Below are 20,310 nucleotides of genomic sequence, written 5' to 3'. Positions count from 1 at the left end.
GAGGCAATGGATAACTATGTCTATAAAAAAAATATCAATTAAGATTAATAATAGCGAAAAAACAATTGAGCAACATTCTATTATTGCCGGGCAACAGGGTATAGGCCAACAAAATCAGCCATTACATATTAATGCAAAAAAAAATGTTAATTATCTCTTAATTGATGAAGAAACTAATTTTGCACCAGAAAATATCGCAGTCAAACGAGTTGATAAAAATTTATTTATTGCTTTTGAAGGTAGTGATATCGAGCAACCAGATATTATTATCGAAAATTATTTTGCAGATAATGGTGAAATTGGCTATCACGAGGGAAGTTCTAATCTAATTATTGGTCAACATGAAAATGGCCAGTATTTCCCATACATTCCAGAAAGTGCCGAAAAAAGTGATGCAATTAGTCAATTAGCGGATGGTCAAGCGACAGGGCAAGCCATTGGCGGTGATGCATTAGCACCAGTGTGGGCATTTAACCCATGGTGGTTAGCTGCACTTATTCCTATTGCTGGTGTTATTGCTTCAAGTTCAGGTGGCGGAAGTAGTAGCTCTAAACCAGTAGAGCATGCCCCCGAAGCAAAAGATGACCGTGGTGTGACCAAAGAGGGTGCGCCAGTAACAATCGATGTGCTGCACAATGACACCGATTTAGATGGTGACATTGACCCAAGCACCGCGGTGATCGTGACCAACGGTAATAAAGGCACGGCAACATTCGACGCCGATGGCAAATTGGTTTACACCCCAAATCGTGGGGAAGTGGGCACCGACACCATCACCTACCAAGTGACCGATAAAAACGGCAATGTGTCCAATACCGCGACCGTCACCGTCACTATCGATGCCGCGCCAATAGCAAACGACGATAGCAGAGTCACCAAAGACGGTGTGCCAGTGACAATCGATGTGCTGCACAACGACACCGATTTAGACGGCGATATCGACCCAAGCACTGCGGTGATCGTGACTAACGGCACTAAAGGCACGGCAACATTCGATGCCGATGGCAAACTGGTTTACACCCCAAATCGTGGTGAAGTGGGCACCGATACCATCACTTACACCGTCAAAGACAAAAACGGCAACGTGTCCAACATAGCTGAAGTAACGATTGAAATTACACCATCATTACCATCAGTTGTGGATGTTTATGAAAAAGGGCTCAGAACAGATGGTACTGCGGATAGTGCTTTAGCCGTGACAACAGGGACAATAATATTAGCAAACCCTAATGATAAGCCGACTACAGAGCAGGATCTCAAAATCACAGAGCCTACAACGACTCTGACATCAGGCGGTAAACCTGTTATATGGGAAGTAACAAGTGATGGCTTTGTAGGCAAAACCTCAGAAGGCAAAGACGTTATTTCTGTTACCGTCACAGATATCAAGAATGAAAATGGCCAAACTAGTGTTGATTATCATATTGATTTGAAAGGCCTTGTTGATCATCCTGCAGGTACAGATTCACTCAAAATTGATTTTGGATTAAGTAATGGCATAGATATTGTTGATACTGAAATTATTATTCATGATGATAAGCCATTCTCTGATAATGTTGAAGTCGTGGTGCAAGCCCCAACTAATAATACATTCTATGCGAATGTAATTATTTCATTAGACTTATCTAGCAGCATGGGGAAAAGGGATAGCGGAATTTCAGATGAAAGTTCGAGAACAGCGATAAAAACACGCTATGATGCCGCGCTAGATTCAATCGAGAGTTTATTAAATAGCTATGAAGAGCGCTTAAATAGTGCTGATTCAGGTGATGTTCGTGTAAGTTTGAATGGTTTTGCGGATGAAGCATCGGTTATCAATCCATCATTACAAACAACGCATGGTACTTCACATTGGTTTACTTTGGATGAAGCTAAAGATTTGATCAATAGTCTAAAAGGTAATCAAGGTAAGATATCACATAGCTTAAATATTGGGGTTAATACTAACTATGACGCGGCATTACAGCAAATCGTAGATAGTTATAATAATCTTCCTGCAAGTGGTACAGGTCCTGTGACGGAGCAATCTGTTGATAATACCTTCTTCTTTATTAGTGATGGAACACCTAATATGGGGAATAATGTTTATGATCCAGGAATAAGTGAGCAGTCACCTCAAGATTATGTTCCAGGAAGTGCTGATACCGATATTGGTGAAGATAAGTGGACTGAATTTTTGGTAGATAATGGAATTCGTTCTGTTGCAATCGGAATTGGTCAAGACATGGTGACTGTCAATAATGGAAAAACTGGTTCAGATTATCTGAAACCCGTTGCTTTCGATGGTAAACATGGCACTGATAATGACCAGAGTGACGTGATTGTGTTGAAAGACATGAGCTCTTTAGGCAATATTTTGAGTAAATATGTGCCAAATGAAAATGTCATTGAAAGTAGTTTTTCTAAAGGTAAAGATGCAACTTCATCTTTAACCTTTGGTGCAGATGGAATGAAATCAATTAGTGTTGAAGTCGATGGTATAACTTACAAATATGATCCATTAAATAAATCAGTGTCATTTGATGGAAATGATAAAAGTAATTGGGCTGATTTCGGTAACGGTGAAATTGCGATTAAAACCAATGCAGGTGGGCTCTTTTCAATTTCTTTAGGAGAGAAAAACTTCGGTGATTTCTCTTATCGACCAAGTACAACACGCCCAGTTGGTGTTGATAAAGAAGAGTTTACTTTAACTCTAACAGATAATGACGGTACGAGTTATCAACCTTCAATTACTGTGAATATAAGTGATCTTAAAGAGTCTACTAGTGTATCACCAATAACGAGTGACCTTTCATTACTGAAGCTATTTTCACAAGAAAATACTATGGAGCTGCATGAAATGGATGTTGATGGGAGTATTGCATCAACCAATTTGAGTGGTTTCATGAATTCATCGTTAGATGCGTTACAAGAAAACCAAGCTGCAATAATCTAAAATTATAATTATGGGGGTATTAAAAATAATGCCCCCAACATTTTAATATATTTATATGAATGGAAATGTTAATGAGTAATAAGGCTGGTTAACCCTGCCTCTTTATTTTATTAATATTCCTAATATTAATAGGTTGAAATGTATTTACATCCTTCTTTATAGACATATATTTAAAATATGAAATTAAGAGCTTTTAATATTCTGGCTATATTCTTATTGAGTGTATTCTCTGTGAATACAGTAGCTGATGTTATTGAACTGAGAAATTTACTTAAAGATTCTTTATATAATACGCCTGAAGTTCAAGAAGCTTATGCGAATTACCAAGCCGCACAAAGTAATGTGAAAATGGCAAACTCCGGGCACTATCCAGTGGTAAGTGTGATGGGGACACAGCCAGTTGCTCAACATCATAAATATGAAAGTAATTCTATGGAATCAGGGTTTCATCCAGGAGTGAAAACAACAATGAATGTTTATGCTTGGGGAGGAATAGAGGCTGGTGTTGATAGAGAAAAATTCAAACAAGAATACTATGAGAATCAATATGTTCTTTCACAAGAAGATATAAGCGTTCGAATTAGTCAGCTTTATTTACTTATTTTAAGAAATAAAGAAACACTTGTTGTCATTGATGAAAACTTAGCTCGTCATCAACATATATTAGAGAAATTAAATACGATAATTCAGTATGACCCTGGTCGTTCAAGTGAATTAACGCAAGTTAAAGCACGTACTTTGAAAGTTGAGATGAACCGAGCTGAAGTAGAGCGGAATTTAAATTTAGCGTTAAGTCAGCTATCGATATTAACGCAAAGAAAATTATTAGCAGATCAATTTCTTGACCCGTTTCGAAATACTGATAGCACTGAGATTTTACGGAACTTTCAAGAGAGTAATCTGGAAAATAACCCAAGTTATAAAGCACAGGTTGCCGATGCAAAAAGCCTTGATGCAGATGTTAAAGTCGCAAGTGCAATGAGAAAACCTGCACTAAACTTAGAAATAAATGCAACTCCTGATAATAAAGAGGTTTTTTTACGTGTTTCTTGGAATATCTTTGACCAAGCTAGTTATTATAGTGAAGCACAAAAAGAGTATGCATTATTAGCATCCAATGAGCGAATTAAAATAACATTTCGTGAAATTGAAGAAATGAGCCAATCCGCAGCTATAAATATGATGAAAAGTGAAGAACAAGAAGCTATAGCTAAAAATTATATTTTGGAACAAAAAAAAGTTGTCAGCAATTATGAAAAACAATTTACGATTAACCGTCGTTCATTGATTGATTTATTAGATGCTTATAATGAGTTAGCAAATATACAGACAAGTGCAGTCACTTTGAAAAATGATTTTAGAGACGCGACACTTAGTTATCTTAGTGTGCAGGCAAAAATGTCTGCATGGATGAATCAATAAGTGCTAAAAATAACATGAATATTATTAATAATATATCCCTAGTTACTGCGCGGTTAGGGTATGCGATCCTGCCAGAGGTATTACTATCTCAAACAAAAAGAAAGGGTGATAAATCAATAGATTACTCCTCTCTTGTTAACGTGTTAAATTCACATCAATTCGATAACCAGTTGATTGAGATTGATTTAAAAACTATCCCGACTATTGCTGTTCCTTTTATTATATTACTTGAAAATAATGAGTCTATTGTTATTAATAAAATAGAAGAAAACAATAATGAACGTTATTTTGAAATCTTAACGAAAGAAGGAATTTGTCAGTCAATTAGCATTGAAATGCTATCAAAAAATTATTCAGGGTATAGTTGGTTTATAAAACGAAATATAAAATCTGAGAGCCGTTCTGAAATTGAAAAATACGAAAAAAATCATTTTTGGAAAATAATTTGGCAGTTTAAAAAGTATTATTATCAAGTTATCGTAGCTTCATTCGTAATTAATGTTTTGGCGTTAATTAGCTTCCTATATGTCATGAATGTCTATGATAGAGTGATCCCAAATCAAGCGTATGAAACATTATGGGTATTATCGATAGGTGTTCTGCTAGCAATATGCTTTGAATTTTTAGCAAAAATACTGAGGGGTTACCTTCTTGATATTGCTGGGAAAAAAGCTGATATCATAATAAGCGCTATGTTATTTCACCGAGTAATGGGGATTCGCTTAGATAAAAAACCATCTTCATCTGGCTCTTATGCAAATAATTTACGTGATTTTGAATCCATCCGAGAATTTATGACGAGTGCTAGCTTGATAGCGCTTGTTGACCTACCTTTCATTCTGTTGTTCATTGGCGTGATCAGTATGATTGGCGGTTATCTCGCATTAGTTCCATTGACTATTATTCCTATCGTTATTATCGCTGGTATTTTGATTCAAAAACCTTTAGCTGAGGGCATTAATGCATCAATGAAAGAAACCTCTCAGAGACAGGGTTTAGCCGTTGAAGCTATCGAAGGTATTGAAACGTTAAAGTTGAATAATGCAGTCAATTGGGCTCAACAGCGGTGGGAAATATTAACAGAGAAAACGGCATTCGCATCCATAAAGGTCCGTAATTTAACCAACTTTATGTTGAATTTCAGTGCGGGAATGCAACAAATCAATACTGTTGCATTAGTTTTTGTTGGTACCTATTTGATCCATGCTAGTGATGTAGACTCACGCATTACTATGGGGGGATTGATTGCTAGTGTAATACTGTCTGGGCGAGCATTAGCACCTTTAGGACAAATTGCAGGCTTAGCAACGCGTTTTCAATCTGCTCGGACAGCGTTAAATGGTGTTAAAAATATTTTTGAACGTCCAATTGAGCGCGAAGATCATAAAAAATATATTTCACCAACCTCCGTTAGAGGTGCGTTGACGTTATCTAATGTCAGCTATCGTTATAATAAAGATAGCCAACCAGCCTTGGAAGATATTAATTTAAATATTGCTGCTGGAGAAAAAGTGGCCATTTTAGGCAAAATCGGCGGTGGAAAAAGCACCCTTTTAAAATTATTAACTGGGCTATATGAGCAGCAAGAAGGCAATATATTTTTAGATGATATAGATATTCGCCAAATAGACCCTATTTACTTAAGAAGTAAATTGGCGATGTTAACACAGAAACCACGGTTATTTTTTGGTTCATTGCGTGAAAATCTAGACCTTGCCCGCCTTGACGGTTATTCCTCTGATGACGACTTAATTCATGCGTTGCAGCGTTTTCATTTAGATAAAATTATTCGCCAACATCCGGCTGGCTTAGATATGCCACTAGGTGAAGATGGCTTAGGTCTTTCTGGAGGCCAAAAGCAAATTGTCTCTTTAGTACAACTGACATTGCATAATCCACAAGTTGTTTTATTAGATGAGCCAACTACAGGAATTGATGTTGAAACGGAAAAAGACGTATTAGCGGCTATTGGTGAATGGACAAAAAATAAAACACTTATTGTTGTGACACATAAATTACCTATTTTGAGTTTAGTCGATCGTATTATTGTTGTTGATAATGGCCGAATTGTACTAGATGGCCCTAAAGATTCGGTGCTTAAAACATTAGAAAAGAAAGATGATATAGAAAAAGCAGTGAACACAGATAAACCGAGAGTTCAGCGCCCAGCTGTGCCACAAGTTCGTATTGTTTCACAGGTTAGACACGCTATAAAACAACATGAAGGGAAGGTTGAACATGAACAAGCATAAGCAATCTTCCGAGAGGAGCAAAAACAGTTATCAATCTCATGATTTTTCACATGATTTACAGTCAGTGATGAAAAAAGAGCGCCATACATTACTGTTTCTTCCGATCCTATTCTTAGCACTGTTATTGACTGTTTTTATTATTTGGGCTTATTTCAGTGATTTAGAAGAGATAATTCGAGGCCAGGGAACGATTATTCCTAGTAGTCGTGAACAAGTCATTCAAAGTATCGATCCCGGTAATATTGAAGAAATGTTTGTTAAAGAAGGTGATATCGTTGAAAAAGGGCAAATTCTTCTCAAGTTAGATGATGCAAGAAGTATGGCAGTCTTGCGGGAAAGCCAAGCGAAGGTACAAAATTTAGAAGCAATATATATCCGATTATATAGTGAATCACGTAATGAAGAACCTGACTTTTCGGCAGTCAATGACCAAAAGTTAGTGGAACGTGAAATGAATGCATTTAATGCAAAAAAAAGGCAAAGAGACGAAGCTATTGCGGGTTTAAGACAAAGTAAAAACTTATTAGATAGAGAAATTGCAATCACTCGACCTTTAGCTAAAGAAGGCTTGGTATCACATGTGGAAGTGTTACGCATGGAAAGACAGTCTGTTGAGCTAGCAACACAAATTAATGAGCGTGAAAATAATTATATTGCAGAGGCGAATGAGGAATTAATTCGTGTTGGTTCTGAGCTTGCTCAAGCCAAAGAAAATATGGGCATGCGTGAAGATCATGTTATACGTTCAGAGATTCACGCACCTGTACGTGGTATCGTGAAAAATATTAAAATCACGACAGTGGGTGGCGTTGTTAATACCGGGCAAGATATCTTAGAAATTATTCCATTAGATGACAAATTAATGGTTGAGGCTTATATTCGGCCACAAGATGTTGCTTTTTTAAGACCAGAGATGCCTGCAGTAGTAAAAATAACCGCTTATGACTATGCTATTTATGGTGGGTTAAAAGGGACTGTAAAATTGATCAGCCCTGACACTTTAAGTAATAACAATCAGCGTAATGATTTAAAATTAAATCAAGAAGAAACGTTTTATCGTATTATTGTTGAAACAGAAACGAATTACTTACTCGATAAAAATAACAATAAAATGGATATCATTCCTGGAATGATTGCTTCCGTTGATATTAAAACGGGTGAGAAAAGTGTTTTTGATTACCTTATTAAGCCGATCACACGGATGAAGCAGGCATTAACCGAAAGATAAATTCCATACGTCAACGATATTATTTTTATAACAAAATAATAGTATTTTAGTTATATTTCCGTGTGTTGTGTTATATATGACTCAGCGGAATACGCAACAAGACAAGATGAGAGCATTATTAAGCTCTCATCTTACTCAAACTAAATATCAGGGTAATGCTTCATGACTCACTGGTCATGGTTTCTAACTGTTCCTGCAAATCCATCCACTCCATTTCGACATCTTCAAGCGCGGCTTTATGTTCAGTTTGTTTTTTCAAACATTCCGTCAATTCAGCTTTCTTATCTTGTTCATAAATGGCTGCATCAGAAAGTTTTGCTTCTAGCTCACTCAGCGCGTTGGAGTGTTTATCCATCTGCTTTTCCAATTCCGTAATTTTTTTACGGATAGGCTGAGTTAACTGACGAAATTCAGCTTCACGACGTTTTTGATCTTTTCTATCTTGTGCTGTAACCGTTGCCGCGGCTGCTGGCTTGTCTTTCTCTTGTTGATCACGAACTTGCTGTAATTCGAGCTTATTTTGCTCAGCTAGCCATTGTTGGTAATCTTCTAAATCACCATCAAATTGCTCGACAGAACCGCCATGGACTAAATACAGTTCATCGGTGGTGGTACGCAGTAAATGCCTATCATGGGAAACGACAACTAAAGCCCCTTCGAAGGCCATTAAGGCTTCGGTAAGTGCTTGGCGCATATCTAAGTCCAGGTGGTTAGTTGGCTCATCGAGTAGCAGTAAATTTGGGCGCTGCCAGACGATTAAAGCGAGTACTAAACGGGCCTTTTCACCGCCAGAGAAACGGCCGCTTGGGTCAGTCACTTGGTCGCCTTTGAAGCCAAAACCACCTAAATAGTCACGTAACTGCTGCTCAGTTTGCTCTGGTGCAAGGCGGGCAAGATGCTGCAAAGGTGACTCTTCAGGGTGTAAATACTCTAATTGGTGCTGGGCGAAATAACCGAGTTTAATCCCTTTTGCGAGGGCGATTTCTCCCTGCAATGGTGGTAAATCACCCGCTAACATTTTGATTAAAGTTGATTTACCCGCGCCATTGCGCCCCAGTAGGCCAATGCGTGAACCCGGTACTAAGTTCAGTTTGATGGATTGCAAAATGACTTTTTCACCATAGCCAGCGCTGACTTTTTCCATTTTTAATAATGGATTCGGTAAGCTTTCTGGTTTACGGAATGAAAAATGAAATGGGTTATCCACATGAGCCGGAGCGACCATTTCCATTCTTTCAAGCATCTTAATACGGCTTTGTGCTTGTTTGGCTTTGGTGGCTTGCACTCTAAAGCGGTCAATATAACTTTGTAAATGCGCCGCTTTAGCTTGTTGGCTTTCATATAACGCTTGCTGTTGAGCGAGCTTTGTTGCGCGTTGGCGTTCAAATGACGAGTAGTTACCCGTGTATTCAAACATCGTTTCTTGTTCGATATGCAGGACTTTATCAATAATCGGGTCGAGGAAATCCCTATCATGGGAAATCAAAATCAGGGTGCCTTGGTAGCTTTTCAACCATTTTTCTAACCAAATTACTGCATCTAAATCAAGGTGGTTGGTCGGCTCATCGAGCAGCAACAAATCTGAGCGGCATAACAAAGCCTGCGCCAAGTTCAAACGCATTCGCCATCCACCGGAAAATGATTTTACTGGGGAATCTAGCTGTGCTTGGCTGAAACCTAAACCATGTAGCAAACTGGATGCGCGAGAACGGATAGTCCATGCATCAATGGCATCAAGTTGCCCATGTACGACAGCAATGGCATGGCCATCATTTTTTTCATTGGCTTGCTGAAGTTTTTGTTCTAAGGCTCGGAACTCGCGATCACCATCAATCACATACTCAAGAGCGGGCACATCAAGCGCAGGGGTTTCTTGGTTCACCCATGCCATGGACCAATTGCTTGGAAAGGTTGCAGAACCTGCTTCAGCTTGTAATTCGCCTTTTAATAACGCAAGAAGCGTCGATTTACCGCAGCCGTTTTTACCCACTAAACCAACTTTTTGGCCGGGGTTAATAGTCGCAGTGGCATTGTCCAGCAGGACACGAACACCTCGGCGAATTTGGAGTGAAGAGAAAACAATCATAGCAACCGTCTATTAAAAATATGTTAAATTATCAACGTATATACTCTAAATAATTCACGGTACTGTTAGGCGACAAGCAAATGAGTCGCTAGGAGCCTACTTAAGCAGGTGACTAGTGCGAATGCGCGTAGTCAACAACACAGCAACGTGAAGTATGACGAGTATAGCAGGCTGCATGGTAACGGAAAATGTTCCGTCTGACACGCCTTTGAGGAGGGAAAGATGTCAAATACACCGAAAGTGCTAGTGGTCTATGCTCACCCAGACCCCGACGAATCTATGGCTAATAAGGCGTTACTGGGTGCTATACATGATTTTGACCATGTAACTGTGCACGATTTATACGCAATTTATCCAGATTATTTTATTGATGTTACCGCGGAACAAAAATTATTGTGCCAGCACGATATCATTGTTTTTCAGCATCCCCTTTATACTTATAGTTGCCCTGCATTGTTGAAAGAGTGGTTTGACCGCGTGTTAACTCGCCGTTTTGCTACCGACGTGGGGTATCAAAAATTAAAAGGCAAATACTGGCGCTCGGTGATCACCACCGGAGAGCCCATTCACGCTTACCAACATGATGGGTATAACCATTACCCACTCACGGAAATACTTCGCCCATTTGAATTGACCGCATTAATGTGTGATATGCAGTGGCTAGAACCAACCATTATTTATGCAGCACGTCGGCAGCCGAAAGAACGCTTTGAACAGCTTATTGATGACTACCGCCAATGGATGCAACAACCACTAGGCGCGGGAGGGTTATCCTAATGTCAGAACTGGGGCTATTTGAGTCCGTTATTATTTTCCTCTGTGCAGGGGTAATAATGGTGCCTATCGCACAGAAAATCCGCTTAGGTGCTGTGCTTGGGTATTTGCTTGCAGGGATCATGATTGGGCCATTTGTTTTCGGCTTTATTCGTAATGTTGATGATATTTTACACTTCTCCGAAATGGGGGTGGTGTTCCTGATGTTTCTCATTGGTTTAGAGCTCAAACCTTCTAAATTATGGGAACTTAGGCGCTCGATTTTTGGTGTTGGTACGCTTCAAGTGGTTGTGACCGCTGCTATCATGGCGTCATTGTTATTTTTAGCCAAATTCTCTTGGCAAGCCGCCATTGTCGGTGGATTAGGAATGGCGATGTCTTCAACGGCAATGGCACTTCAGTTGATGAACGAAAAAGGGATGTCCAATAAAGAAAGCGGGCAACTTGGTTTCTCTGTTTTGTTATTTCAAGATATGGCCGTTATTCCTATTATGGCGCTGATCCCATTGTTAGCCGGGGACTCCGCAACCAGTGATTGGCAAAAAATTGGCTTGAAAATAGTAGCATTCGCAGGCTTATGGGTAGTTGGCCGCTATTTATTGCGGCCGATGTTCAGGCTTGCCGCTAAATCTGGCGTTCATGAAATTTTTACGGCTGCAGCATTGCTGGTGGTATTAGGCTCCGCACTTATTATGGAAAGCCTTGGGTTTTCTATGGCACTGGGCACCTTTATGGCAGGGGTCATGTTAGCGGAAACAGAGTTTCGCCATGAACTGGAAATTAATATCGAGCCATTTAAAGGGTTATTACTGGGGCTATTTTTTATTTCAGTAGGTATGTCATTAAATTTAGATGTGCTATGGGCCTATTTACCACAAGTATTGATTGCCGTTGCAGTATTAGTCGGAGTCAAAGCATTGGTACTTTACGGCCTGAGTTTAGCGGCTAGGCTTCGAAATGGTGCAAGAGCGCAATTTTCCGGGGTACTTAGCCAAGGTGGTGAATTTGCTTTTGTGATCTATGGAACTGCCTTTGGGGCAAGTGTGATTAATGAATGGCAAATGGACTTACTGCTGGTGGTTGTCACACTTTCCATGATGACTACGCCACTTGTGATGCAGCTGATAGATGCCTATTTGAACTACCGTTATAATCAACAACCAGTCTCGAGTGAAAAACCGTTTGTGGAAGACAATGACCCGCATGTTATTTTGGTCGGTTTTGGCCGCATGGGGCAGGTGGTTGGCCGCTTATTGATGGCTAACAAGGTTAAAATCACCGTGCTAGAACAAGATGTTACAGCAATTGGTACCATGCGCCGCTACGGCTATACCGTATATTATGGTGATGCGCGTGAACTGCAGTTATTGCGTTCCGCAGGAGCAGATAAAGCGAAGTCAATTGTGATCACCAGTGATGTACCAGAAGAAGTGATGGAAATTGTGCAAATTTGCCAAGAAAATTTCCCTAACTTGCATATTATTGCACGCGCTAAAGGTCGTCTTGAGGCACATGAGCTATTACAATGTGGGGTCACTGATTTCAGCCGTGAAACATTCTCAAGTGCGCTTGAATTAGGTAGTAAAGCTCTTGTTAGCACAGGAATGCATCCTCATAAAGCCTATCGTGCCAAACAGCATTTCCGCCGTTTAGACATGAAAATGCTCAGGGATATCTACCCTGAAAATGAAAATAGTGATAGCGGGCAAATTTCACGCATTAAAGAGGCGCGCCGTGAACTTAATGAGCTCTTTGAAAAAGAAATGCAACGAGAGCATCGCCAGCCTCATAGCTGGAATAATGAACAATAAGGGTTAGAAATGTCTTCAACACGTAAACGCTTTATTGCAGGGGCGACTTGCCCTAAATGCAAGTCACAAGACACTTTAATGATGTGGCGTGAAGATAAAATTGATGTTGTGGAGTGTGTCAATTGCGGTGACCAACAGCGCCAAGCGGGGGATGAAGCAACGGGGCATGTTAGACAAAAAGAGCAGGTTATTGGAATTTTTACACCTGAATAATAGAAATTTGTCAATTCTCAATACATCATCATAGTTTTTCGGTACAATTGGCAAAAATTTTTCCCTTACGGGTAGTAGGAGATGTCATGAAAGTAGCAAAAGACTTGGTGGTCAGCTTGGCTTATCAAGTAAGAACAGAAGACGGTGTTTTAGTTGATGAATCACCAGCAAGCGCACCAATGGACTATTTGCATGGTCGTGGGTCTTTAATTTCAGGTTTAGAAAAAGCATTAGAAGGCCGTTCTGTAGGCGAAAACTTCGATGTTGAAGTAGCTTCAGATGACGCATATGGTCAATACGATGACAACTTAGTTCAACGTGTTCCTAAAGATGTATTTATGGGCGTTGATGAGCTAGAAGTGGGCATGCGTTTCTTAGCTGACACTGACATGGGCCCTGTTCCTGTTGAAATCACAGGTATCGAAGGTGATGAAGTTATCGTTGACGGTAACCACATGTTAGCAGGCCAAAACCTGAAATTTAATGTTGAAATCATGGCTATCCGTGAAGCAACAGAAGAAGAAATTGCACATGGCCACGTCCATGGTGCAGGCGGTCACGACCATGACCACGACCACGAAGGTGGTTGCTGTGGTGGTGGCGGTCATAGCCACGGTTCAGAAGGCGGCTGCTGCGGTGGCGGTGAAGGCCACGGACATGGTCACAAACAAGGCGGTTGCGGCTGCCACTAATACGCAGTATTAGTGTTTGTAAAAAAAGGAAGCGAAAGCTTCCTTTTTTACATTTAAAATCAATGGTTTTGCATTCTAAATTAATAATGCGGTGGCGGCGTTTCTTCTTCAGGTCTTGCTAAGTGAGAATCTTGGGATGATTTCAGTCTTTCAGCCACAATGCGCAAGTGTTCTTGAAGGCGGCTCATTTGCATTTGCTGGTCAGTAATAACCTGATTAAGTTGCTCAATAGCCAGTTCTTGAAAGGCAACTTTACTTTCTAAAAGTTCCAAACGTTGTTCAAATGTATCAGATGAGTCCATATTCGACTCTCCTTAAGCGTTTATATCGTAATTAAACCATCATAATAACCGAACATTACAAATCAACAGATAAGTTTTAGTTAAAGATATAGGCGATGAAACGACTTTTTGTTAATGTGGTCTCAGTAGTTCTTATATTTTTTAATACTCAATGGGATAACGGGTCTAAACTTAAAGAGCCCTATCCACAAAACGAATAGTTCGCTATTCGAATATAATCGAATAAAAGTTATCGGAGACTAGGATGAAATCACTGTTTAAGGCAAGCCTTTTAGCAACTACGCTAGCATTTACTTTTGCTGCTCCGCAAGTGATGGCAGCGGAAGCCAAAGCACAAAGCAGCGCATTCAAAAACGCAGAAGAGCGTAATGCGTATGCATTGGGTGCATCTTTAGGTCGCTACATGCAGAATTCTTTAGAAGAACAGAAAACAATCGGTATTAATTTGGACAAAGCTCAATTACTGGCAGGTGTTCAAGATGCATTTAACGGCAAAAGCAAAATGACCGATGCAGAAGTTGAAGAAACCCTGCGTCAATTTGAAGGCCAAGTCAAAGAAGCAGCTGACAAAAAAATGAAAGACGAATCAGCAGCGAATGAGAAAAAAGGTGCTGAGTATCGCGAGAAATACGCTAAAGAAAAAGGCGTAGTTAAAACCAAATCTGGCTTACTGTACAAAATTGAAAAAGACGGTACAGGTGCGAAACCTAAAGCAGATGAAACTGTCGTAGTTCACTATAAAGGTTCACTGATTGACGGTACTGAATTCGACAGCTCATATTCACGTAACGAGCCACTGACTATTCCATTAAACTCAGTCATTAAAGGCTGGACTGAAGGTTTAGTTAACCTGAAAAAAGGCGGGAAAATGCAGTTAGTGATCCCAGCTGAATTAGCTTATGGTGAAAATGGCGTGCCGGGTATCCCTGCAAATTCAACGTTAGTCTTTGATGTTGAATTATTAGATATCAAATCTGCCGCGAAATAAGCACTCACTAAGCATTAGCTAAGTGTATTTTTGAGCCCAATGCATTCATGCCTTGGGCTTTTTTGTCTTTCTCATCAAAAAAATTCTCAAATTGTTTAAAACTTGTGATAAAACAGACTGTCTTGCATTCATTCGCTTGACGGCAACGTCTTGGAGTTTTAACTTCAGAAGACTCTATTTTATTTTTTATCATCACAATTGTTGGCTACAAACAAAGTAATGAAGGCCAAATAGTCGAATAATGAACGCCTTTTTAGTCAACAGGATGAGTTTTTACATTAGAAGGATGATGTTGAAATGTCTGATTCTATACAATCACACGACCTCAGCGATATTAACATATTGGATAACCAACCCTTTTCTGAGACAGACCATGAAATTTTAAAATCATATGAAGCCGCGGTGGATGGTCTGGCAATGCTAATCGGTGGGCATTGTGAAATTGTTCTTCACTCTTTAGAAGACCTAAACTGCTCTGCGGTTAGAATCGCAAATGGCCAACATACTGGGCGTAAAATCGGCTCACCGATAACAGACCTTGCGTTGAGAATGCTGCATGATATGGCAGACGAAGAATCGAATGTATCGAAGGCTTATTTTACGAAAGCAAAAAGCGGTGATTTAATGAAATCCGTGACTATTGCAATTCGTAACCGCAAGCAACGTGTGATTGGCTTACTATGCATTAATATGAACCTAGATGTGCCGTTCTCTGAAATTATTCAATCGTTTGTTCCAGAAACCAAACAAGAAGTCACTTCAGATGTGAATTTTGCCTCTTCAGTTGATGATCTTGTCGCGCAAACATTGGAATATACGATCGAAGAAGTTGGCGCTGACCGTAATGTTTCGAATAATGCGAAAAACAAGCAAGTGGTCCTTAATTTATACGAAAAAGGTATTTTCGATATTAAAGATGCCATTAACCAAGTTGCAGACCGCCTGAATATTTCTAAACACACCGTTTACTTATACATTCGTCAATTCAAGAGTGGTGAATGAGTAATATAAATTCGTTAACTTACTGCTTAGTTGTGACAGGCCCTGCTTACGGTACACAACAAGCAGCAAGTGCGTATCAATTTGCCAAAGCCCTTCTTAAAGAAGGGCATATATTGAAAACACTCTTTTTTTATCGTGATGGTGTTTTCAATGCGAACCTGCTCACATCACCGGCAACAGATGAATTTAATTTAGTTCCAGCTTGGCAGGAACTCGCAAAACAATCTGGGTGTGAAATGCATATCTGTGTTTCCGCTGCGCTGCGTCGAGGAGTGGTTGACCAAGAACAAGCGCAAAGTTTATCTCTTCCAACGGCTAACCTTGCTGAGGGCTTTATCATGAGCGGGTTAGGGAGCCTTGCTGAAGCGATGATAACCACAGACCGAACGATTCAATTCTAAGAACAGCTCAATACAAGGTATCGTGTGAAAAAAATAGCTTTTGTCTTTACAACCATGCCCCATGGAAATGCCAGTGGCCGAGAAGGGCTAGATGCATTATTAGCAACTTCAGCGCTGACAGAAGACATTCAGGTGTTTTTTCTCTCTGATGGTGTCTACCAGCTTCTAGCAAACCAACACCCTGCTGAAGTGCTTGCCCGAGATTACATCGTTACATTTAAAATATTGCCATTATATGACATTGAAAAAATTTATCTCTGCGGTGCTTCGCTACAAGAAAGAGGGTTGGGGGAGAATGGTGAATGGGTTGTGACTCCAACAATTCTCAACAAGAAAGAGATCAGAGCTAAAATAGCGGAATGTGATGTGGTGCTTAATTTTTAATCTATTGTGCGAATTTTGAGCTTGGGTTAGGTTTTGATCTATAGTAGGATCTTTTCTATGCTGTATACATTAGCAACATCTCCATTTAAATGTGATTTTTCTGCGATGCTAGGTTTTATTACGGCTGAAGACGTAGTTTTACTGATGCAGGATGGCGTGGTTGCGGCAGTCGGACAGTCGCCTTTTCTTGCTGCATTACAAAAAACAGGTGCGCAGCTGTACGCTTTGGATGTCGACATCAACGCTCGCGGGTTGCAAAATACCCTCTCAACCACAGTTTCTGTGATCACATATCAAGGTTTTGTGAAGCTAACAGAAGTCCAAAAACAACATTTTGCCATATAAAGGCATTAAAAGTTGTATATTTCTTGACACCTGAGCCAGTCAGCAATAAAATTTCGCGTCCTCGTGTATCGTCATGTTGGCGAACGAGGTCAAAATCCGTGTTTACGAAGCAATAAAACCAGGAGCTTTTTTAATAATGGCAACTATTAATCAGCTGGTACGCAAATCTCGTAGCTCGAAAGTTGTTAAAAGCAACGTTCCAGCACTGGAAGCTTGCCCGCAAAAACGTGGCGTATGTACTCGTGTATATACTACCACTCCTAAGAAACCAAACTCAGCATTACGTAAAGTATGCCGTGTTCGTTTAACTAACGGTTTCGAAGTTTCTTCCTACATCGGTGGTGAAGGCCACAACTTGCAGGAGCACTCCGTTATCCTTATCCGTGGTGGTCGTGTTAAAGACTTACCAGGTGTGCGTTATCACACCGTTCGCGGTGCACTGGACTGTTCTGGTGTTAAAGACCGTAAGCAAGCTCGTTCTAAATACGGCGCGAAGAAACCTAAGGCTTAATGGATTTCCGTTAAGTAAGGCCAAACATTTTAATCTTAATGTCAAAATACTCTCGTAGAGTTTTGGACAAACCTGAATTAACAACGGAGTCATATCCATGCCACGTCGTCGCGTAATAGGTCAACGTAAAATTCTTCCAGATCCTAAGTTCGGATCAGAATTACTGGCCAAATTTGTAAATATCCTGATGGTAGACGGGAAAAAATCTACTGCTGAAGCAATCGTATATAACGCACTTGAGACCCTTGCTCAGCGTTCTGGTAAAACTGAACTTGATGCATTCGAATTAGCACTGGATAACGTGCGTCCGACTGTGGAAGTTAAATCCCGCCGTGTTGGTGGTTCAACTTACCAAGTTCCAGTTGAAGTTCGCCCGGTTCGTCGTAATGCCCTGGCAATGCGTTGGATCGTTGATGCTGCTCGTAAACGCGGTGATAAATCTATGGCACTTCGCCTGGCAAATGAATTATCAGACGCTGCTGAGAATAAAGGTTCCGCTGTTAAGAAACGTGAAGACGTTCACCGTATGGCAGAAGCTAACAAGGCGTTCGCACACTACCGTTGGTAATTATTTCTTACCTACATTAGTGATGTATCTCAGGGTAGCCATTTGCTACCCTTTATATGAAGCATTGAACGCCCACGAGAGAGGAAAAAATGGCCCGTCAAACGCCCATAGCACGTTATCGTAATATCGGTATCAGTGCACACATCGACGCCGGTAAAACCACAACTTCTGAACGTATTCTGTTCTATACTGGTGTAAACCATAAAATTGGTGAAACTCACGAAGGTTCTGCAACAATGGACTGGATGGAGCAGGAGCAAGAGCGTGGTATTACTATCACATCTGCAGCGACTACTGCATTCTGGTCTGGTATGGCAAAACAGTATGAGCCACACCGTATCAACATCATCGACACCCCGGGACACGTTGACTTCACAATCGAAGTAGAACGTTCTATGCGTGTTCTTGATGGCGCAGTAATGGTTTACTGTGCAGTTGGTGGTGTTCAGCCACAGTCTGAAACTGTATGGCGTCAGGCTAACAAATATAAAGTTCCACGTATCGCGTTCGTTAACAAAATGGACCGTATGGGTGCGAACTTCTTACGTGTTGTTGAGCAATTAAAATCACGTTTAGCAGCTAACGCAGTTCCACTGCAATTACCAGTCGGCGCAGAAGAAGCGTTCACAGGTGTTGTTGACTTGCTGAAAATGAAAGCAATTAAGTGGAGCGATGAAGACCAGGGCGTTACCTTCGAATACGAAGATATCCCTGCGAGCATGCAAGAAGCAGCTGAAGAGTGGCACAACAACCTGATCGAAACCGCAGCAGAAGCATCAGAAGAACTGATGGAAAAATATCTGGGCGGTGAAGAACTGACTGAAGCAGAAATTAAAGCTGCATTACGTCAACGTGTTCTTGCAAGCGAAATTATCCTGGTTACCTGTGGTTCTGCATTTAAGAACAAAGGTGTTCAGGCGATGCTGGATGCGGTGGTTGATTACTTACCTGCGCCAACAGATGTACCTGCAATCAATGGTATTCTGGATGACGGTAAAGACACACCTGCAGAGCGTCACGCAAGTGATGATGAGCCATTCTCATCATTAGCATTTAAAATTGCAACTGACCCATTCGTTGGTAACTTAACGTTCTTCCGTGTTTACTCTGGTGTTGTTAACTCAGGTGACACAGTTCTGAACGCAGTGAAATCGAAAAAAGAACGTTTTGGCCGTATCGTACAGATGCACGCTAACAAACGTGAAGAGATCAAAGAAGTTCGCGCTGGTGACATCGCGGCTGCAATCGGTCTGAAAGACGTAACTACAGGTGATACTTTATGTGCTGTTGATGCACCAATCATCCTGGAGCGTATGGAATTCCCAGAGCCAGTAATCTCTGTTGCAATTGAACCAAAAACTAAAGCTGACCAAGAAAAAATGGGTATCGCATTAGGCCGCTTGGCTCAAGAAGACCCATCATTCCGCGTATCAAGTGATGAAGAGACTAATCAGACTATCATCGCTGGTATGGGTGAATTGCACTTGGACGTTCTGGTTGACCGTATGCGTCGTGAATTTAAAGTTGAAGCGAACGTTGGTAAACCTCAAGTTGCTTACCGTGAAGCAATCACTATGAAAGTGACTGATATCGAAGGTAAACACGCGAAACAGTCTGGTGGTCGTGGTCAGTACGGTCATGTCGTTATCGATATGTTCCCACTGAACAAAAACGATAAAGACGGCGTTCAAATGGATTACGAATTTGCCAACGACATCAAAGGTGGTGTGATTCCAACTGAATACATCCCTGCAGTTGACAAAGGTATCCAAGAACAGCTGAAATCTGGTCCATTAGCTGGTTACCCGGTTGTTAACATGGGTGTTCGTTTACATTTCGGTTCTTACCATGATGTTGACTCCTCTGAATTGGCGTTTAAACTTGCGGCTTCAATCGCGTTTAAAGATGGCTTCAAAAAAGCTAAACCAGTTCTGCTTGAGCCAATCATGAAAGTTGAAGTGGAAACACCAGAAGACTACATGGGTGATGTTATTGGTGACCTGAACCGTCGTCGTGGTATGATTGAAGGTATGGATGACCTGCCTACTGGTAAAGTCGTTCGTGCACAAGTACCATTGTCAGAAATGTTCGGTTATGCTACTGACCTGCGTTCTCAGACACAAGGTCGTGCTTCATACTCTATGGAGTTCCTGAAGTACAATGAAGCACCAAACAACGTTGCACAAGCTGTAATCGAAGCTCGTAACGCTAAATAATCGATTTTTATCGGTTAACTACTTTAATTTAAGTTCCTTCTTTATCGTGAAGAGGGAACTCCATAAGGAATAGAGTCGTGTCTAAAGAAAAATTTGAACGTTCAAAACCGCACGTTAACGTTGGTACTATCGGCCACGTTGACCACGGTAAAACTACTCTGACAGCAGCTATCACTA

19 protein-coding genes are annotated in these 20,310 nt (G+C 40.6%); 17 read left to right on the top strand and 2 right to left on the bottom strand.

Annotation, left to right across the window (positions count from 1 at the left end; translation table 11 throughout):
• The first annotated feature begins 16 nt into the window (after positions 1–16).
• The 4 genes from G6Q48_RS08835 (at position 17) to G6Q48_RS08820 (ending at position 7,840) form a co-directional block, all read left to right on the top strand.
• A complete protein-coding gene (locus G6Q48_RS08835; RefSeq protein ID WP_166265883.1) occupies positions 17–2,938 on the top strand; it encodes an Ig-like domain-containing protein in 2,922 nt (973 codons plus the stop codon).
• A gap of 177 nt (positions 2,939–3,115) precedes the next feature.
• Entirely contained in the window at positions 3,116–4,360 is a 1,245-nt protein-coding gene (locus G6Q48_RS08830; protein ID WP_166265880.1) for a TolC family protein, read from the top strand.
• Positions 4,361–4,374: 14 nt separating this feature from the next.
• Positions 4,375–6,612: a type I secretion system permease/ATPase gene (locus G6Q48_RS08825; RefSeq protein WP_166266206.1), complete on the top strand. Its 2,238-nt coding sequence runs from the start codon at positions 4,375–4,377 to the stop codon at positions 6,610–6,612.
• Entirely contained in the window at positions 6,599–7,840 is a 1,242-nt protein-coding gene (locus G6Q48_RS08820) for an HlyD family efflux transporter periplasmic adaptor subunit (RefSeq protein WP_166265877.1), read from the top strand. The genes G6Q48_RS08825 and G6Q48_RS08820 overlap by 14 nt, the downstream gene beginning before the upstream one ends.
• A 160-nt stretch (positions 7,841–8,000) precedes the next feature.
• On the opposite strand, the gene G6Q48_RS08815 is transcribed toward G6Q48_RS08820, so the two are convergent.
• A complete protein-coding gene (locus G6Q48_RS08815) occupies positions 8,001–9,926 on the bottom strand; it encodes an ABC transporter ATP-binding protein (protein ID WP_166265874.1) in 1,926 nt (641 codons plus the stop codon).
• Positions 9,927–10,148: 222 nt separating this feature from the next.
• On the opposite strand from G6Q48_RS08815, the gene kefG reads away from it, so the two are divergent.
• The 4 genes from kefG to slyD all read left to right on the top strand — a co-directional run bounded on the left by kefG (position 10,149) and on the right by slyD (position 13,416).
• Positions 10,149–10,703 carry a glutathione-regulated potassium-efflux system ancillary protein KefG gene (gene kefG, locus G6Q48_RS08810; protein WP_102138904.1) on the top strand — a complete coding sequence of 185 codons (555 nt, stop codon included), beginning with the start codon at positions 10,149–10,151 and terminating at the stop codon, positions 10,701–10,703.
• Positions 10,703–12,511 carry a glutathione-regulated potassium-efflux system protein KefB gene (gene kefB / locus G6Q48_RS08805; RefSeq protein ID WP_166265871.1) on the top strand — a complete coding sequence of 603 codons (1,809 nt, stop codon included), beginning with the start codon at positions 10,703–10,705 and terminating at the stop codon, positions 12,509–12,511. The genes kefG and kefB overlap by 1 nt, the downstream gene beginning before the upstream one ends.
• A 9-nt stretch (positions 12,512–12,520) precedes the next feature.
• Entirely contained in the window at positions 12,521–12,724 is a 204-nt protein-coding gene (locus tag G6Q48_RS08800) for a YheV family putative zinc ribbon protein (protein ID WP_102138906.1), read from the top strand.
• Between the two features lie 86 nt (positions 12,725–12,810).
• A complete protein-coding gene (slyD, locus tag G6Q48_RS08795) occupies positions 12,811–13,416 on the top strand; it encodes a peptidylprolyl isomerase (RefSeq protein WP_004262508.1) in 606 nt (201 codons plus the stop codon).
• A gap of 80 nt (positions 13,417–13,496) precedes the next feature.
• On the opposite strand, the gene G6Q48_RS08790 is transcribed toward slyD, so the two are convergent.
• Complete coding sequence (locus G6Q48_RS08790; protein WP_004262507.1) at positions 13,497–13,718, bottom strand: SlyX family protein; 222 nt, start codon at positions 13,716–13,718, stop codon at positions 13,497–13,499.
• Between the two features lie 244 nt (positions 13,719–13,962).
• On the opposite strand from G6Q48_RS08790, the gene fkpA reads away from it, so the two are divergent.
• The 9 genes from fkpA to G6Q48_RS08745 form a co-directional block, all read left to right on the top strand.
• On the top strand, positions 13,963–14,706 hold the full coding sequence (gene fkpA / locus G6Q48_RS08785; protein WP_166265868.1) for an FKBP-type peptidyl-prolyl cis-trans isomerase: 744 nt from the start codon (positions 13,963–13,965) through the stop codon (positions 14,704–14,706).
• 297 nt (positions 14,707–15,003) lie between these two features.
• Positions 15,004–15,708, top strand: a complete 705-nt coding sequence (locus G6Q48_RS08780) for a helix-turn-helix transcriptional regulator (protein ID WP_102138910.1) — start codon at positions 15,004–15,006, stop codon at positions 15,706–15,708.
• Entirely contained in the window at positions 15,705–16,109 is a 405-nt protein-coding gene (gene tusD / locus G6Q48_RS08775) for a sulfurtransferase complex subunit TusD (protein ID WP_166265865.1), read from the top strand. The genes G6Q48_RS08780 and tusD overlap by 4 nt, the downstream gene beginning before the upstream one ends.
• A gap of 54 nt (positions 16,110–16,163) precedes the next feature.
• A complete protein-coding gene (gene tusC, locus G6Q48_RS08770) occupies positions 16,164–16,493 on the top strand; it encodes a sulfurtransferase complex subunit TusC (RefSeq protein WP_241098780.1) in 330 nt (109 codons plus the stop codon).
• 57 nt (positions 16,494–16,550) lie between these two features.
• Positions 16,551–16,838 (top strand): sulfurtransferase complex subunit TusB, encoded by a 288-nt coding sequence (gene tusB / locus G6Q48_RS08765; RefSeq protein ID WP_166265862.1) that lies wholly within the window; start codon positions 16,551–16,553, stop codon positions 16,836–16,838.
• A 136-nt stretch (positions 16,839–16,974) separates the two neighbouring features.
• Positions 16,975–17,349 carry a 30S ribosomal protein S12 gene (gene rpsL, locus G6Q48_RS08760; RefSeq protein WP_004265905.1) on the top strand — a complete coding sequence of 125 codons (375 nt, stop codon included), beginning with the start codon at positions 16,975–16,977 and terminating at the stop codon, positions 17,347–17,349.
• 97 nt (positions 17,350–17,446) lie between these two features.
• A complete protein-coding gene (gene rpsG / locus G6Q48_RS08755; RefSeq protein WP_004262486.1) occupies positions 17,447–17,917 on the top strand; it encodes a 30S ribosomal protein S7 in 471 nt (156 codons plus the stop codon).
• An 89-nt stretch (positions 17,918–18,006) separates the two neighbouring features.
• A complete protein-coding gene (fusA, locus tag G6Q48_RS08750; protein WP_102138914.1) occupies positions 18,007–20,133 on the top strand; it encodes an elongation factor G in 2,127 nt (708 codons plus the stop codon).
• Between the two features lie 77 nt (positions 20,134–20,210).
• Positions 20,211–20,310, top strand: a 100-nt coding sequence (locus G6Q48_RS08745; RefSeq protein WP_234369306.1) for a GTP-binding protein, incomplete at its 3' end; no start/stop codon positions are given.

The sequence above is a fragment of the Providencia sp. M-27 genome (assembly GCF_011077905.1).
Classification (GTDB): Bacteria; Pseudomonadota; Gammaproteobacteria; order Enterobacterales; family Enterobacteriaceae; genus Providencia; species Providencia huaxiensis.
This window is presented reverse-complemented; position numbering and strand designations above follow the sequence as displayed.